Annotated in this window: 14 protein-coding genes; 4 read left to right on the top strand and 10 right to left on the bottom strand. The window is 40.0% G+C overall.

The features are described from left to right. Positions 1 to 107: 107 nt before the first annotated feature. Positions 108 to 476, top strand: a complete 369-nt coding sequence (locus LF822_RS13995) for a hypothetical protein (protein WP_253924686.1) — start codon at positions 108 to 110, stop codon at positions 474 to 476. 17 nt (positions 477 to 493) lie between these two features. Here LF822_RS13995 and LF822_RS13990 read toward each other — a convergent pair whose 3' ends face one another. Then, positions 494 to 1,006, bottom strand: a complete 513-nt coding sequence (locus LF822_RS13990; protein WP_253924685.1) for a sigma-70 family RNA polymerase sigma factor — start codon at positions 1,004 to 1,006, stop codon at positions 494 to 496. A gap of 752 nt (positions 1,007 to 1,758) precedes the next feature. Between LF822_RS13990 and LF822_RS13985 the strand changes: the two genes are divergently transcribed. Then, complete coding sequence (locus LF822_RS13985) at positions 1,759 to 1,920, top strand: hypothetical protein (protein ID WP_253924684.1); 162 nt, start codon at positions 1,759 to 1,761, stop codon at positions 1,918 to 1,920. Positions 1,921 to 2,157: 237 nt separating this feature from the next. On the opposite strand, the gene LF822_RS13980 is transcribed toward LF822_RS13985, so the two are convergent. The 5 genes from LF822_RS13980 to LF822_RS13960 all read right to left on the bottom strand — a co-directional run bounded on the left by LF822_RS13980 (position 2,158) and on the right by LF822_RS13960 (position 6,444). Beyond that, the gene (locus LF822_RS13980) at positions 2,158 to 3,051 is read right to left on the bottom strand and encodes an AEC family transporter (RefSeq protein ID WP_253924683.1); all 894 of its coding nucleotides are present in this window, start codon (positions 3,049 to 3,051) and stop codon (positions 2,158 to 2,160) included. Between the two features lie 108 nt (positions 3,052 to 3,159). Beyond that, a complete protein-coding gene (locus LF822_RS13975) occupies positions 3,160 to 4,812 on the bottom strand; it encodes a sodium:solute symporter family protein (protein WP_253924682.1) in 1,653 nt (550 codons plus the stop codon). Between the two features lie 15 nt (positions 4,813 to 4,827). Next, complete coding sequence (locus tag LF822_RS13970; RefSeq protein ID WP_253924681.1) at positions 4,828 to 5,130, bottom strand: DUF4212 domain-containing protein; 303 nt, start codon at positions 5,128 to 5,130, stop codon at positions 4,828 to 4,830. Positions 5,131 to 5,155: 25 nt separating this feature from the next. Next, complete coding sequence (locus tag LF822_RS13965) at positions 5,156 to 5,341, bottom strand: hypothetical protein (RefSeq protein WP_253924680.1); 186 nt, start codon at positions 5,339 to 5,341, stop codon at positions 5,156 to 5,158. A 233-nt stretch (positions 5,342 to 5,574) separates the two neighbouring features. Beyond that, positions 5,575 to 6,444 (bottom strand): BadF/BadG/BcrA/BcrD ATPase family protein, encoded by an 870-nt coding sequence (locus LF822_RS13960; RefSeq protein ID WP_253924679.1) that lies wholly within the window; start codon positions 6,442 to 6,444, stop codon positions 5,575 to 5,577. Positions 6,445 to 6,560: 116 nt separating this feature from the next. Between LF822_RS13960 and LF822_RS13955 the strand changes: the two genes are divergently transcribed. Continuing rightward, positions 6,561 to 7,412, top strand: a complete 852-nt coding sequence (locus LF822_RS13955; RefSeq protein WP_253924678.1) for a MurR/RpiR family transcriptional regulator — start codon at positions 6,561 to 6,563, stop codon at positions 7,410 to 7,412. A gap of 56 nt (positions 7,413 to 7,468) precedes the next feature. Here LF822_RS13955 and LF822_RS13950 read toward each other — a convergent pair whose 3' ends face one another. Beyond that, positions 7,469 to 10,663: a chitobiase/beta-hexosaminidase C-terminal domain-containing protein gene (locus LF822_RS13950; RefSeq protein ID WP_253924677.1), complete on the bottom strand. Its 3,195-nt coding sequence runs from the start codon at positions 10,661 to 10,663 to the stop codon at positions 7,469 to 7,471. A 221-nt stretch (positions 10,664 to 10,884) separates the two neighbouring features. Between LF822_RS13950 and LF822_RS13945 the strand changes: the two genes are divergently transcribed. After that, positions 10,885 to 11,520 (top strand): DsbA family oxidoreductase, encoded by a 636-nt coding sequence (locus tag LF822_RS13945; RefSeq protein WP_253924676.1) that lies wholly within the window; start codon positions 10,885 to 10,887, stop codon positions 11,518 to 11,520. 538 nt (positions 11,521 to 12,058) lie between these two features. Here the strand turns inward: LF822_RS13945 and galT are convergent. Genes galT through LF822_RS13930 form a run of 3 tightly spaced genes read right to left on the bottom strand, consistent with a single transcriptional unit; the run spans position 12,059 to position 15,746 of the window. Then, positions 12,059 to 13,573, bottom strand: coding sequence for a UDP-glucose--hexose-1-phosphate uridylyltransferase (gene galT / locus LF822_RS13940; RefSeq protein ID WP_253924675.1), 1,515 nt, complete (start codon positions 13,571 to 13,573; stop codon positions 12,059 to 12,061). A gap of 9 nt (positions 13,574 to 13,582) precedes the next feature. Continuing rightward, positions 13,583 to 14,572: a UDP-glucose 4-epimerase GalE gene (galE, locus tag LF822_RS13935; protein WP_253924674.1), complete on the bottom strand. Its 990-nt coding sequence runs from the start codon at positions 14,570 to 14,572 to the stop codon at positions 13,583 to 13,585. Position 14,573: 1 nt separating this feature from the next. Continuing rightward, positions 14,574 to 15,746: a galactokinase gene (locus LF822_RS13930; RefSeq protein WP_253924673.1), complete on the bottom strand. Its 1,173-nt coding sequence runs from the start codon at positions 15,744 to 15,746 to the stop codon at positions 14,574 to 14,576. Between the last annotated feature and the right edge of the window lie 58 nt (positions 15,747 to 15,804).

Raw genomic sequence — 15,804 nt, 5'->3', positions numbered from 1 at the left:
AACTCGAATAAAGGTAGGAATTGTATAATAATGGTGATAACTAATCCTATAAATATATATTTTTTTTGTTAAAATATAAATAGATATTAATAAAGGGGTTTAAGTTTATGGCAAAGAAGAGCAAACAATATGATTATGATTTAGGTGAAGTAAAAAGACTGATCGAAGAGACGGAAAAAAATTATCGAGAGATTTCTAAGGAGACAGGTTGTCCATACGCCAGTGTCGTTTATCATGGGCGGAAAATTAGAGGCCGTGTTAATAGAAGCAAACATGACGTTATAGCTGAAGTTCAGGCTGGTACTGAAAAGGCGATCCAGGAAGAGTCGGATACTCTGCCTCTGTTCGGTGGTACAACACTAAATATATCAAGAAATAATATTTCTATTCACGACGCCGAACAAGAAGCTGCACGCATGATTAAAGCTGCTAAAGCGCTTGGATTAAGTAAAATAAACATTACCATTGAAAAATAAAAATCACGCTCCAACTATTAAAGTTGGAGCGTGGTTTGTTTTATGAGAACTTTACGAAGTTTTTTTCGGGCATGTCTTCCCCAATTCTTTACAGCATCACTCGTAACACCTTCAATATCGGCAATTTGAGAAACGGATAGATCATGGATAATAAAATAGTAAACCCATTTCCATTGATTTAACGTCAGTTCTGTTTTTATTTTGTCCCATAGATATTGATCGATAATTACATCTTCACTAGTGAGGCAGGATAATGATGACTGCATTTGAAGCAGGAGGTTTTGGTTTTTGAGGCGTTTCGAGTCTCTGCGGATTTCATCGATGAGGGCGTTTCGTACTTTCCAGCTGAGATAAGTGGAAAATTTTCCAACTGAAGGGTCATAAGATTCGTAAGCCTTCCATAAGGCTTCCAGGCCAATAGCGAAAAAATCTCCATTTGCATCTTTTATATGTAAGCTGTGAATGTGGTAATGTATTAATCTTTCATTCTCTAAAACGATTCTTTCGAACTCCTGATCATTTACATACATAAGCAAGCTCCTATTCATTTTGAAATACCTTTCTATAGGTATAATCGTTAGAAGCTGCTGTTTTGGTGTCAAAAAAAGTTGAAAAATTAATTTTCATGTATAAATTTACTTTAAAAACTTAATTTTGAAATAAATAATGTAATTTTCAGATAACTATTTCTTTTTTTTAGATTATACGTAATAATAGGATTGCGCGTAAAAATTAAATTGAATATTCAATTAGAATTGAGTGTCCCGTGACGAAAGCATTTTCAAATTTTCAATCGTATTATCCTCTGATTTATCACACGCTTAATAAGCTTCAACTTCCACTTCAGGAAGATTATGTACAGGAAGCCTACTTCGTTTATGTAAAATGCGTATCTCGATACCGGAGCGGAATGTGCAAGTTTTCTACGTATTTTACCCACCACTTACTGTATTACTACAAATCCTTAAAGCGCCGTGCAGTACCACCATCTCCTTTTTGTTTTCTTTCCTTATCCGTATACAATACATTAGATGATCACCTGTTCTGGCATGATATTTTTTCAAACTTTGGACTGACGTGTGTAGAAAAAAAGATTCTGACTTTGTCCTTGCAGAAGTACACGGTTAACGAGATATCATGTCTCACTGGAATCAGTACTTCAACTGTTAAAAGAAAAAGAAAATCGATCAGGAGTAAGCTTTCCGTGTTTAATGCGAGTGTGTAGGAGTGGGGAGGTATGTTATTCTTACTGTAGCTACGTTAAAAAGGAAGGAAGATCGAATTGTTTTATTTAATGTTTGCCCTGTTTTTTGCTTTATATTTGCTAGTTGGATATTTTACACCATTAGAGTTTTCGTCGGTAGGTGTAGCTTTATCTATTGCCATGATTTTAGGTAATTTATATATGTTTTTTAAATCAAGAAAAGAAAAAAGCAGCCAATAATTAGAAAAAAACCGGAACGTGCAACAATACTGCCGCACATCCCAGTTTTTCTCATAATTTGTATTTTTAAAGAAACTAATATTTTACTAATTGAATTCATAGAAAGAGCTTTCGTTTTTTCCTTCAACCATTAAATATTACTGAATGAAAGTCATGTCCATTAAACTGAGTATCAGCTGGTTACCCATGGATAATCTTCCACTATCCCCTGAGTACAAAAGGCACTATTTACAAGTGCTACAGAATATTTAAAACCACCGGGATGGTAACCACGCTGAGTAAAGTTGTAATTAAAGTAATACTTGAAACCAGTTCAGGCTTTGAATCAAATTGAACAGCGTACATGGTTGTAGTTGCAGCTGAAGGCATGGCAGCTGAGACAATTAGCACACTAGCCATCAAATCACTCATTGGCAAAAGGATGGTCAGTCCCCAGGCAATAAGCGGCGAGCCGATCAGCCTTAGGCTGGCTGCAAAAGTAATCTTCCCCCAATCCAGCTGTTTGACTGTTATATTAGCCAATTGCATGCCAAGCAGTATCATAACAATTGGAATGGCAGCATCTCCGACCAAAGTTACGCTCGCCGCTACATTTTCAGGAATCGAAACACCCGCTATTTTTACGGTCAGGGCTACCACTACAGCGTATGTCGGCGGCATTTTCATAACCGTCGCCATGGCGAGCCGAACCCCCGCCGCTCCTTTTGCTGCGTAATACACACCAAAAAAATTCATGACAATCTGCTGGATGATCATAAAAGAGACAGAGTATACAAATCCTTCTTCGCCGAAAGCAAAAAGTACAATAGGTGCCCCGTAATTTCCCGCATTCATAAAGGCAGTTGATAGTATTAGTCCACTCTCTGTGGAAACGGAGTAACGGGCTGTCTTTGAAGCAACTTTATTAATGAGTAGCATAAGGAGTAGTAATATTATTGAAAATAAGACCATCATCAAATATTCTTGATTAAACTCAGCATCATAAAAGGTATCAAATACTAAACAAGGAAGAAGTATGTAAAGAACCACAGTAGAAATAGATTTAATCTCCAGACGGATAAATCTTTGCAATAAATAGCCAGAAAAAAACACTAATATAACAGGTAATACAACTTGAAAGAATATCGCCATTTCATTCTCTCCTCTTGAAATCATCGATTCTATTAGTCTACCAAATTCTTACGTTCAATGACGAATAAAAAGCTGACTGCCATTTAATCGACAGTCAGCTTAACGAGATTATTCTTTCAACCATACTTCCCCATCTTTATAATGCATTTGTTCCGGATACCGTAAGTCAGTAACTTCATCCTGTGCTTCCTGCGCAGGCGGTTTTGTACTTAACGATACAATGACGTTCGCCAGGATGGCTGAAACGGCTCCAAAGATGCCTGCGCCTGTGTCAATGATCCCCAGTACTTGGATACCCAGTGATTGTGAAAAGAATATATAACCAAGAGTAACGGTCAGACCAGTAATCATACCTGCAATGACACCCGGCCCATTTGCCCGCTTCCACCAGACCCCTAGTAACAGTGCTGGAAAGAAGGAGCCTGATGCTAAACCAAACGCCCATGCTACGATTTGTGTAATCGCACCTGGAGGGTTTAAAGCAAGCAGACCAGCAGCAACTGTTGCTATAACGATAGAGTATCGTCCTACGAGAAGGCGCTTGCGTTCGCTCGCTTTAGGATTAATGGAACGATAATATATATCATGCGATAAGGCTGCTGATATAGCAATCATTAATCCACCCGCAGTCGAAAGAGCAGCAGCCATAGCACCTGCAGCCATAAGGCCAATAACAAAAATCCCCAGATTGGCGATTTCAGGTGTGGCCATTACCACAATATCATTGTGAATGGAAAGCTCTTCCCATTGTAATATACCGTCCCCATTCTCATCGGCGACAGATAGTTGACCTGTGTTGATCCAAGGCTCCGTCCAGGCCGGCAAATCATCAATAGAAGAGTTGGCCACTTGAGTCATAAGAATAAAACGAGAAAAAGCGGCATAAACCGGTGCAGATAAATAAAGTAATCCAATGAACAACAATGCCCACGCACCACTCCAACGAGCAGCTTTCATAGTTGCAACAGTATAAAACCTGACAATTACGTGAGGCAGTCCTGCTGTACCTGCCATTAATGTAAACATGAGGGCTAAAAACTGCCATTTTGTAGCTTCAGTAAATGGTACTACATATTCCGAAATCCCTAACTCCTGATCCAGCTCTCTCATACTGCCTATTACTTCACCATACGACAGCCAGGGGGCTGGATTGGATGTCAGCTGAAGCGACATAAATATGACTGGAATTAAGTAGGCGATAATAAGCACTAAGTATTGAGCTACTTGAGTCCATGTGATTCCCTTCATTCCACCCATAGCTGAGTAAAAAGCAATCAGTACTACGCCAATCATTGTTCCGACAGCAGTGTTAACTTCAAGGAGCCTGCCTATTACAACTCCTGAGCCGGAGAGCTGACCGACTGAGTAAGTAAAACTAATAATTATGGTAGCCACTGCAGCTATTAAACGAGCTGTATCGCTTCGATAACGGTCTCCAATAAATTCGGGTACAGTATATCTGCCGTATTTACGCAATTGCGGCGCTAATAGGAAGGTTAATAGGAGATAACCTCCTGTCCATCCCATAATATAAGCTAAACCATCGTATCCAAGAACCATGACGGTGCCTGCCATACCAATGAATGAAGCCGCACTCATCCAATCTGCTCCTATTGCCATACCATTAAACACAGGCGGTACACCGCGGCCGGCCACATAAAATTCAGATGTTTGTTTAGCCGTGTTGAAAATAGCAATCCCTATGTATAAGGCAAATGTCGAGCCAATGAGCAATATTGAAACCAAAAACTGTCCATCCACAACCATTCACTCTCCTTATTGATCCTCAACCTTAGAGTTATCCGCTGTATCAACGTATTCAGGATTGAAGCCAAATTTTTTGTCAATTTTATCGCTGATGATTGCATTAATAAATAGCAGGACAATAAAAGTAAGCACTGCCCCTTGAGCGCCCATATAATAATGAAAAGGAATGCCGATAACATTAAAAGTAGACAGTGCCTCGGCATTGAATACCACAACATAAGAAACTAGAAATCCAATAGATAAATAAATAATAATCATCGTTGTCCTTAATTTAAAATAAGCATCTGCTTTCTTTTGATCGAGTTTCCTCAAATTCCCACCTCCTTTCAATGGTGTATTATCCTCTTAAATTAAAAATGAATTTAACAGTATCCCAGAACGGCATAGGGACCATTAAGATTTTCACAAATGCAAATCCGATTAATGATACTACCGGCAAAGCCAGGTAGAGAGGACGTTTTCGTTTAAGAGCAAATACAACAGATAGTACAGTAATTAGTGAAAGCAAAATAACAGTAAGCATATTATCCTCCTATTGAAAGCGCTGTCATTCATACGCAAAAAAAATTTTTAAATAATTCGAATTTAATGAATATTATGAATCAATTTCCTCTTAATTTCAAGGTATATGTCAAATCACACACAAAAAAGTCCGATTTAAAAAAATCGGACAGAAAAAACTAGAATAATAAAAGTTACGTTTCCACGGGAGAGAAGATTCATCATTCAAATCACTATTCGGTCTGGAGAATAAGTCTATTTATATCCGGCTATTGTATAAGCCCCTATATAAGCAGGTTCATTCAGCCTGCTCACTTCCTTAAACATCCCTTGGAGTTCCTCATCAATTATCGTATAACAAAAATCATTAGTTTGCAGAATGCTCCCTGCCATTACCAGCTTTGCTTCAGTCGTCATCTCCATCCTATGATATAAACGTTTGATTTGGGTTACTAATGACTTGCAGGAAGAGTGGAGAATATGAGCAGCCGTCCCGTTCTTTTCTTTTTCCATATCACTTACAAATTTGGATAGGCTGGCTATTGCAGTTTTATCTTGAGCGTAAAACCAAGCCTTTACTCCTGATGCATTAATACAGTTAATATGATTAAGAAGCGACTTAGAGAATTCACTTGCAGAATGCAGGGATTCGAGATCTTTAAGGACTGTCCTAATTGCATTTTTCCCTATATCATAGCCTCCTCCTTCATCACCCAGCAGATGACCCCACCCGCCAGAAGTATAAATTTTGCCTGTCTTTTTCCCAATATGTATAGAGCCGGTTCCCGCAATTGTAAGAATACCGTCACCCTCTGGAATTCCTGCTTCTAATGCTAATTCTGCGTCGTTGACGATCGTAAGTTTAAATGGTCTGCTCCACTCTTCAGGGATTATAAAATGATCTTTCACAGTACTGAATCCCGCCATTCCAATAACTACATGAACAATGGGATGGTCGGCTGCCTGAATACAAGCTTGCAATACTTCATTGATATGAGCTGTGGCTTTTTCTTTATCAATGAGCGGATTACCAAAACCTGAGTGAAATACAGCAAGAACTTGTCTGTCGCCGCTGATCAGTGCTCCTTTAGTCGTTGTTCCGCCCGCATCAATACCAATTATCATATAACTCCTCCCCAGAACTTATTTTCATTACATTTCATTTAATATTGAAATTATTTTTCATTATAGCATATAATAAAAGTAGGCATGTAAGCTGAATTACAAGGAGGCTGCCAATAATGTCCTACATATCAGGCGGACTGTCTATGCTGAAAAGTGTTGAAAAGTCCCTCCCTGCATCTGAAAGAAAAATTGCTCAATACATTTTATCCTCCCCGGAATCTGTTATTACAATGACGGTAAAAGAACTATCTGAGAAAAGCAGTACGAGCTCTGCTGCCGTAATCAGACTGTGTAAATCGTTGGATTTAAAAGGTTTTCAAGAACTTAAGATGCGCATTGCTGGAGATGTACAAAAGCCTTCATCTATTGAATACCGGGATATTGACCAAGGCGAGTCATCCCACCGCATCATAGAACAAATGACGCACAACGGGATACAAATATTGAAGGAAACAGAAGAAATGCTGCGCCGGGAAGATGTAGATCAAGCTGTAAGTGAAATACACCGCGCAGGCGCTGTTCACATATTTGGAGTCGGGGCTTCAGGTCTGGTAGCATATGACGCCCAGCAAAAATTCCTGCGTGCCGGCCGCTACGCTTTCTATTTACAAGATTCTCACCTATCCTATACTTCACTTTCCAATGCTTCCTCCAATGATGTAGCAATTGCAGTGTCATTTTCAGGAGAAACAAAGGAAGCAGTTCAATTCATGAAACTGGCAAAAAAGAATCATTTAAAAACGATCAGCATTACAAAGTACGGTTCCACAACATTATCCCATATGGCAGATATCCCTTTATATACTTCTCCAACAGAAGAAGCCATGATAAGAAGCGCCGCAACTTCTTCACGGCTGGCTCAGCTTCATGTCATTGATGTGTTGTTTATGACCTATGTATCCAACTACTACGATGAAGTCATCGAAGCTTTAGACCGTTCCCGCGCTGCAATCGACCATAAACAGTAATGTAAAGCCGAGTTCAATCAACGAATTGATCAAACTCGGCTTTATCACATTACCATTTAATGATGCTTCTTATGGCCTTCACCTTTTCCTTTTTCGTGCCCCTTTCCTTTCCCTTTCTCATGCCCTTTAGCTTTACCATTATGCCCTTTTTCTTCGTCCTTGTCCTCTTGTTTAGCCGTATTTATTTGAGCCACTACAGGATCATGATCACTGGCTCGTCCAGTTGCTTCTGAAAAGTCAGCATTTATATGAACAGCATCAATTTTCGTTCTGTCTTCCAAGGAATTGCTGACTAAAATGTGATCAAGGGTTTGGGAATTCCCCTGGTAAATGTAAGAGTATCGTTCTTCTGAAGGTAAATTCTCCATTAAGTTTGCAAGCTCGTTTCCTTTAAGAGTCTGTAAAGGGTTTGAGAATTCAAAATCATTCAAATCCCCCATAACTACTACATTGGCATCTTCTGCACCAGCTTCTGCTTCCTGAACAAAATCATTGATTATTTCTGCCTGCTGGATACGCTGATCCTCACTCCCCAACTCTACAGGGTGAGAGGCACCAAACAAAGCATCATCTCCACCTTTAGAATTAAAATGATTGTTCACTAAAATAAACGTTTCGCCATCAAATTCAAACTCTGCAGCCAGTGATTTTCTTGAATTCTCAAATGCTTCATTGTCAGGGTCAATGCGTCCAGGGTTGTGGGAAAGACCTTCTTCATTTACATCTACAGCAGTGGAAGCATCACCAGCTGTCTTATCTGTAAGGGAAACACGCTCAGGATTATAAATATACCCTACACGAATGTTCCCTCCAGGCTGGCCTCCATCGACTTTGTCTTCAGGTGCGATATCCGTATATTCATAACTTGGACCACCAGCTTCTTCGATCGACTGTATAAGCGCTTCATAGCTCTCATCAGCTTCTACTGTACCGTCATCTTCAGGACCGTTATTGTCCTGGACCTCAACAAGTCCTACAATATCAGGGGCCTTCATATTATTTGCAATTTGATCCCCGATCCGTTCAGCTTTATCTGGATTCGTTTCAGCTGAAAAGTTCTCCATGTTATATGTGCCCACAGAAAGTTCCTCGTCCGTACCTTCTAATTCAGTAACTTGGGGCGCTGTGTCACCGTCCCTTAGTTCAGGGAAGTCTTCGGCAGGGCGGATCTTGAAATTACTGTAATCGTAGCTGACAACACCTGCTGCTGTTCCGTCAAGCTGATCTCCCGTGACGGCTTCCAGCCCTAATCCCTCTACATCAAACATAATTCTTTCAGGATTATAGTCTTCGGGGGAAATAAGCAGTCCATTTGCCTGAGTTTTCAATTGGTCTTCACTTGGGTCAGCGTAAACTGACAACTCATCATAGCTGATAGGCGCAGATACAGTGGCATCCTCCACTGCAACTAACATACCTTCGAGACTTTCATAAAAGTCCAGACCATCTTCTTCCGGATCAAAGGATTCCATGTCGTCATCCTCTATCACTTCAGTAGGCTGTTCCCGGTCTTTGCCAATAACCACAGGGTCAGGAATTTGGTTATCAGAGGATTGTATTTCAACATCTGAAGCTGAAATTTGAGTAGTTAATAAATCATCAGCATCAGAGTATCCTTCTTCCTGCCACTCTGTCACTTCTCCTCCAATACTCACTTCATCACCTGCTTCAACCTCATGCGACGGGTTATATACGTATATTCCTTCAGAAGTAGCCACATCATTATCAGGGGTGATAGACTGCATATAAAATCCATTTGATCCGTCGAGCTTAGTCACTATTCCGCTTACATTCTCAACCACCTCATCCTCATAAGGCGATGTATGGCCTGTTCCTTGGATGTCATGAATTTCTACTTCATCCACTGGGGTAAGAACTTCATAAGAGAAAGCAGCTGCTGGACTAACCTCACCACTCTCCCGCACTGCAACGGCTTGTATTGTTGTATCTTCTTCGATCGTTATAGGTTCTTCATAAACTTGACTTTCTGCGTCAGGGGTTGAACCGTCTGTAGTATAATGGATCGCTGCTCCTTCTTCCGCTGTATTCAACTCTACCTCTCCACCTTCTACAATCGATCCGGGCTGGGGATTAGCAGTAATTGCAAACACAACTTCTACTATATCTTTTTCGTCTCGCGGAACAAGCTTGTATTCTTCAAAACTGTAATTGACCACCCCTGTGATTTGCTCGTACGAACTACCGATTTCAAGTAAGTTTTCATCTTCGGGTGTTATGACAAATTCTCCGTTTTCATCCTCTACCGTAAAATCTCCATAACTATTTTTAGAAAGAACTTCCACATCCTCTACCCTTACAAGTTCTCCCTCTATTTCTTCTCCTTGATCATCTGCAAATTGATTAGAAGTAACAGTTTGAGGAGTTGGAACCCCAGCACCAGATTCCACTATTTCCATATTCGCTGAAGAAGCAAGGATTTGCTGCATCCCATAGTAGTCTGAAAATTCTCCAGAGACTGTGATTTGATCTCCTGTATTCACTGGGTTGCCGGGGACCCGGACGATGATACCTGCTGTATCATCCTGGATATAATAATTAGTCTGACCGCCTGTATCAAAGGCTCCTGTCACTGTCCCCTCAACTTTTACCGTAGAGCCCGGTTCTGATCCTCTGGCTTCTTCAATTGTCTGCAGCTCAACAGGTTCCGTTTCAGGCAACTCATATGTTCCTAAGTAATCAAAAGTATCCGCTGCATAGCTGTTCCATTCTTCTGAACCGGAAAATTCATCATCTGGATTGGTGTCACCATTTTTAACTTCTTCCTTCCGAATAAGAGTGACATCACTTCCGAATTCATCGTTACTTCCAATCTGACCTATTGAATCCACTACCTCATCGTTTTTCTTTAATACCAGGGGGTCGTCACCGTTAAAGTTAACGGCTGAGTTGTTCGTGGCATCAGCTGCGTCCAGGATTTCATCGCCGGCCTGACTATTTGCTGTAACAAAAACATCTCCATTTTCCAACATACCTTCCATATCAAAACTGCCCGTCGCTTCACTAGATCCATTGGAATAAAGTTCAATCTCATAATCTGCTAAATCGACATCTTCACCTGTACCGTTATAAATTTCCACCGCTTTATTAAAACTGCTTCCTTCTATGTACTCAGAAAAAAATAATTCATCCGCCTGATCGTTGGTTTCTGCCTGGGCTGTGGGAAAAGAGCTCGAAAATGGACTCAAAGCCAGTACAGCAGCTATACTGGTAAGTACTGCTTTCTTTTTCAAATTTTTCTTCCTCCTTCAAAATTTAGTAAAGTAATTACTATTCCCATAAGTATAAATTAAATTAACGTAATAATTATTGTAAAATTGTAAAAATTACAGAATCATACAATTATCATGTGTAAATAAGACTAATTTCTACACTGGAAATTAGGGTTTATGTAATCGAAGTTATCGCATTTTTTTATTATTCCGACTAGAATAAAATACAGAGGTGAATTAATATGCTAATTGAAGTTTGGTCAGATTTTGTTTGTCCTTTTTGCTATATCGGGAAGCGGAGGTTAGAACAGGCTCTTTTAACCCTTCCACCTGACTCAAAGGTCGAAGTGGTTTATAAAAGCTTCGAGCTTGACCCGGAAGCGCCCGTTAATACGCGGATATCAATTGAAGAAAAACTATCGAAGAAATATGGAAAAAGTATAAGTGAAGCAAAAGAGATGACTAGTCAAATGTCTCAACAGGCATCTGAAGCCGGTTTAGATTTTCAATTCAGCCGGATGGTTCCCACAAATACATTCAAAGCACATATCGTTTCTAAGATTGCTGAGCGTTACGAATTAAAAAAAGATATGCAAGAAATATTATTTCGTGCCGTTTTCACTGAGGGAAGAGACGTAGGAGATGAAAATACCCTAATGGAAACAGCCTCACACGCAGGATTAGATTCGCGAATCGTTAATGAAGCATTGAGTAATGAATCTTATATGAATCAAGTCCGACGTGAAGAAGAGGAAGCTCAAGAAATCGGTGTGCAAGGGGTTCCTTTCTTTGTTATTAATCGAAAATATGCTATTTCCGGTGCACAGCCTCCAGAGGTGTTTACAAACAGTCTAAAAAAAGCATTGGAAGAACAGTAAATTACAAAAGGCTGGACAAAACGATAGTAATCAAAGAAAGTCTCATTTTGTCCCAGCCCTTCTTCAATGCCCACACTATATAATCCAATCCCAGTCATATAATAAAGGCGTTCTAGATAATAATCGGCATCAGGAGGGAATTTTATGCTCCTCCTACCCTTATATCGAAAGTCCATTAGAACGTTCCATGTGCGGGAATCTTGGATGCCTTTCCGATTTTCTCAGCAATATAGACATCATCGCAGACCCCTGTGCATAGTTCAAGTGCAATAATATGATCTCCCCTGTATCCGCCCCGTGTCTTCCATATTCCAAGATACGGTACTTTATCTACAGGAAATTCTAAGTGATTTTCCTATTTATTCGACCCTCCCCTCCTCTAACAGTTCCAGTTTTGCTAAGTTGATACGGGTTCCATCGCTATGAGAGTTAGTAAAAGGGTAAGAATGACAGCTTCCCTTCCCCTTAAATGCTTGCTTCCGTTCTCTACATTCATCACACTACTCTGACCTGAGGAACTTCAATATGCGAGTGTTCCCTATAATTGGTGAACAAATCTTCTAAAAGCTTTTCCGCCTTGGTCAGTTCGTTTGAAGACCCCGGCGTGTTCTAACACGGTTGAAAACCTCTGCCCGATCCCTTCATTTAAAAGACGCTTTAGTTTTTTTTCATTAAAGCATGCACCAGATTCTTGCCCCAGTAATTGGCGAGCCCAGTTTACATGCTTTGCTGTATGGTCATCATGTTCTGCTTCTTTCCATTGATCCTTACTAAGGTAAAATGCTAATAGATCAATTTCCTCTTTTAGTCTTCCCGGCAGTACAGCCAGCCCCATTACTTCAATGAGCCCGATATTTTCTTTTTTAATATGATGAACTTCTTCATGAGGATGGAAGATTCCATAAGGATGTTGATCACTTGTGCGGTTATTCCTTAAGACAAGATCCAATTCAAAGCTGTCGTCTTTGAAACGAGCTATCGGGGTAATTGTGTTGTGTGGAACACCTTTACTCTCCGCATTAATGCCGGCAGTTTCATCACTATATAATCTCCATGAGTCTAGAATCCGGCTTGCAAGCTCAGTCACTTGTCCTTTATCAGTTCCCCTGAGCCTTAGAACAGACATCGGCCATTTAACAATCCCGAGTTGTACATCTTCAAATTCTTGAACTTCAAAAGTTTCTTCTACAGTGGCTTTAGCCATAGGAAATTCATGGTTCCCTCCCTGAAAATGGTCGTGACTAAGAATAGATCCTCCCACAATTGGCAAATCTGCGTTTGAGCCTATGAAATAGTGTGGAAATTGTTCTGTAAAACTCAACAGGCGATTAAATCCTTCTTTGGATATTTTCATTGGACGATGATCTCTGGAGAAAACAATAGCGTGCTCGTTGTAATATACATACGGTGAAAATTGAAGGAACCAACGCTCTTCTGTCAATTCAATCGGAATAATTCTATGATTATCTCTGGCAGGGTGATCCATCCGACCAGGGTACCCTACATTTTCTTTACATAGTAGACACTCTGGATAACTATGTTCATTGCCTGACCTGGCAGCTGCAATAGCCTTCGGATCTTTCTCAGGTTTTGATAAGTTTATAGTAATTTCAAGATTTCCATAGTCTGTGTGACTAAACCAATGCAAGTTCTGCGCAATACGGTCTGTCCTTATATAGTAAACCTCCTTTGATCGTTCATAAAACCGCTTTGTTGCTTCTATAGCACCTGCATTTTCGTACGTTTTGTAGAACCCTTTAATCACTTCTGATGGGGACGGAGTAATTATATCCATGATTTTAGCATCGAATAAATCACATTCGGTAACCGAGCTGCCGTCAATTATATTCTCATTGTCAGCATAACGGAGCATCTCCTTTATAATAGGAACAGGTGAATCGATTTCTACCGCTTCTTTTGTACACCCTAATTGTCCATTCAGTGAAAATAGCCGATAGTAAGCATTGCGAATATAGTCTACATCCCATACTGAAATCAAACCTTTTTGAAGTCCGTAGCTTACAAGCCGATCAATATTTTGATAGATTTCCATGATGACCTCCTATTCATGGTAGCCTCGTGGGTGTTTTTGAAACCATGTCCACGCATGAGAAATAATTTTATCAAGCTCACTATATTGAGGTTCCCACCCAAGTTCACTCATCGCTTTATCTGAAGAAGCAACTAATTGAGCTGGGTCGCCTGGCCGCCGGGGGGCTGTTTCTGCGGGAATCTCATGCTTAGTAACCCTTCTGGCAGCTTCAATAACCTCCTGAACTGTGAACCCGAGCCCATTCCCTAAGTTATAGACAGCACTCTTTTCCGATTGCTGCAGCTTTGATATTGCTAATAAGTGGGCATCTACTAAGTCGTTTACATGAATATAATCCCGGATGCATGTACCATCTTTTGTGTCATAATCGTCTCCAAATATATAAATTTTGTTCCGCAAGCCTAAAGGTACCTGGAGTATGAGTGGAATCAGATGCGTTTCCGGCCGATGATCTTCTCCTACTCTTCCTTTGGGATCCGCCCCTGCCACATTAAAATATCGAAGGACTACATATTGGAGTCCGTATGCTTCTTCTGCCCACTTCAACATTTTCTCCACAGCTAGTTTTGTTTCACCATAAGGATTAGTTGGATTTGTTTTGGCTTCCTCGAGAATAGGAATTTGCTCAGGTTCCCCATAAACAGCAGCCGTAGAAGAAAATACAATCCTTTTTACGTTAAATTCCCCCATTACTTTTAAGAGAGAGACCGCCCCTCCGAGATTGTTATCGTAATATTGAAGAGGTTTCTCCACACTTTCTCCCACTAGAGAATCTGCAGCAAAGTGAATAACATCTTCAATACTTTCTCTTTCAAAAACGTCTCTTAGAAATGACGTATCACGTAAATCCCCATGGTAATAAACTGCGTCTTTAAGTACAGCTTGCTTATGACCGGTCTGCAGGTTATCTATCACTACAACTTCTTTTTGCTGATCCAACAATTTTGCTGTTGCATGACTACCTATATAGCCGGCACCTCCACATACAAGTACGCTCATTTTACAACAGCCCCTCTTTAAGTATTTTTGCTCCGTCCCCTGCTTCAACACTATAAAATTCCGCTTCTAATCCTGTCTTGCTTGTGTAATGATTCCCTACTTTTTTAATAAAGCTATCTACCTGCCCTTCCTCAACAATGCTGACCGTACATCCCCCGAATCCTGCCCCTGTCATCCTTGAACCTACTGCCCTTTCTCTCCACGCTGCTTCAACAAGAGCATCAAGTTCTTTCCCAGTTACCTCATAATCATCGCGCAGCGAACGATGGGATTCATTCATCAGCAAACCAAAGCTTTCCATATCACCCTGGTTTAATAACTCTACCGCAGCAATTGTTCTATTATTCTCATAGACTGCATGCTTCGCTCTTTTCTTAATCACGGGATTTTTAATCAGATGTTTATGTTCTTCATACTGATCATTGGTTAAATCACATAAAGCTTCAATATTCAGTTCTTCTTTTAAAATTTTTAAAGCTTCTTCACACTCACTGCGTCTTTCGTTATATTTAGAGTCTGTCAGTCCGCGCTTTTTGTTTGTATTTGCAATAACCAAACGCAGTCCATCCATTTTCAACGGTATTTGAAGATATTCTAATGTATCGCAGTTCAATAAAATAGCATGATCTTTTTTACCTGCTGCTATCGAAAATTGGTCCATGATGCCGCAGTTTACACCAACAAACTCATTTTCTGCCCGTTGTGATAACTTTATGATGTCCATCATGTCTATAGATATTGAAAAGAGCTTCTTTAAAATAACAGCTGTCAGAACTTCTATGGAGGCGGAAGATGAAAGTCCAGCACCGTTAGGGATATTACCATAGAATACGATCTCAAATCCCGAATCAATATCGTGTCCTGCTTTCTTAAATATTTCAGTAACTCCAAGAGGATAATTACTCCATTTCTGTTTATCATCATAAGAAAGCTTTTGTTTATCTACTTCTATCACATTTGTTTCAGGAAAATTCAGCGAATACAACCTGATTTTTTGGTCTTCTCTTTTACGCGCTAAGGCATAGGTTCCTACACTTAATGCGCAGGGAAATACATGCCCCCCATTATAATCTGTATGCTCACCAATTAAATTCACTCTTCCAGGTGCGAAAAAAGTATGCGGTTCATTACCATGGTTCATTTTTTTTTGAAAAGCTTCTCTCAACTTTTCCATAACTGCTCACCTCTCAATTAGAATTCTTATCCTGCAGATCTCTAACAATACATAATAG

The organism is Halobacillus sp. A5, assembly GCF_024189315.1.
In the GTDB taxonomy this organism is placed as follows: Bacteria; Bacillota; Bacilli; order Bacillales; family Halobacillaceae; genus Halobacillus_A.
This window is presented reverse-complemented; position numbering and strand designations above follow the sequence as displayed.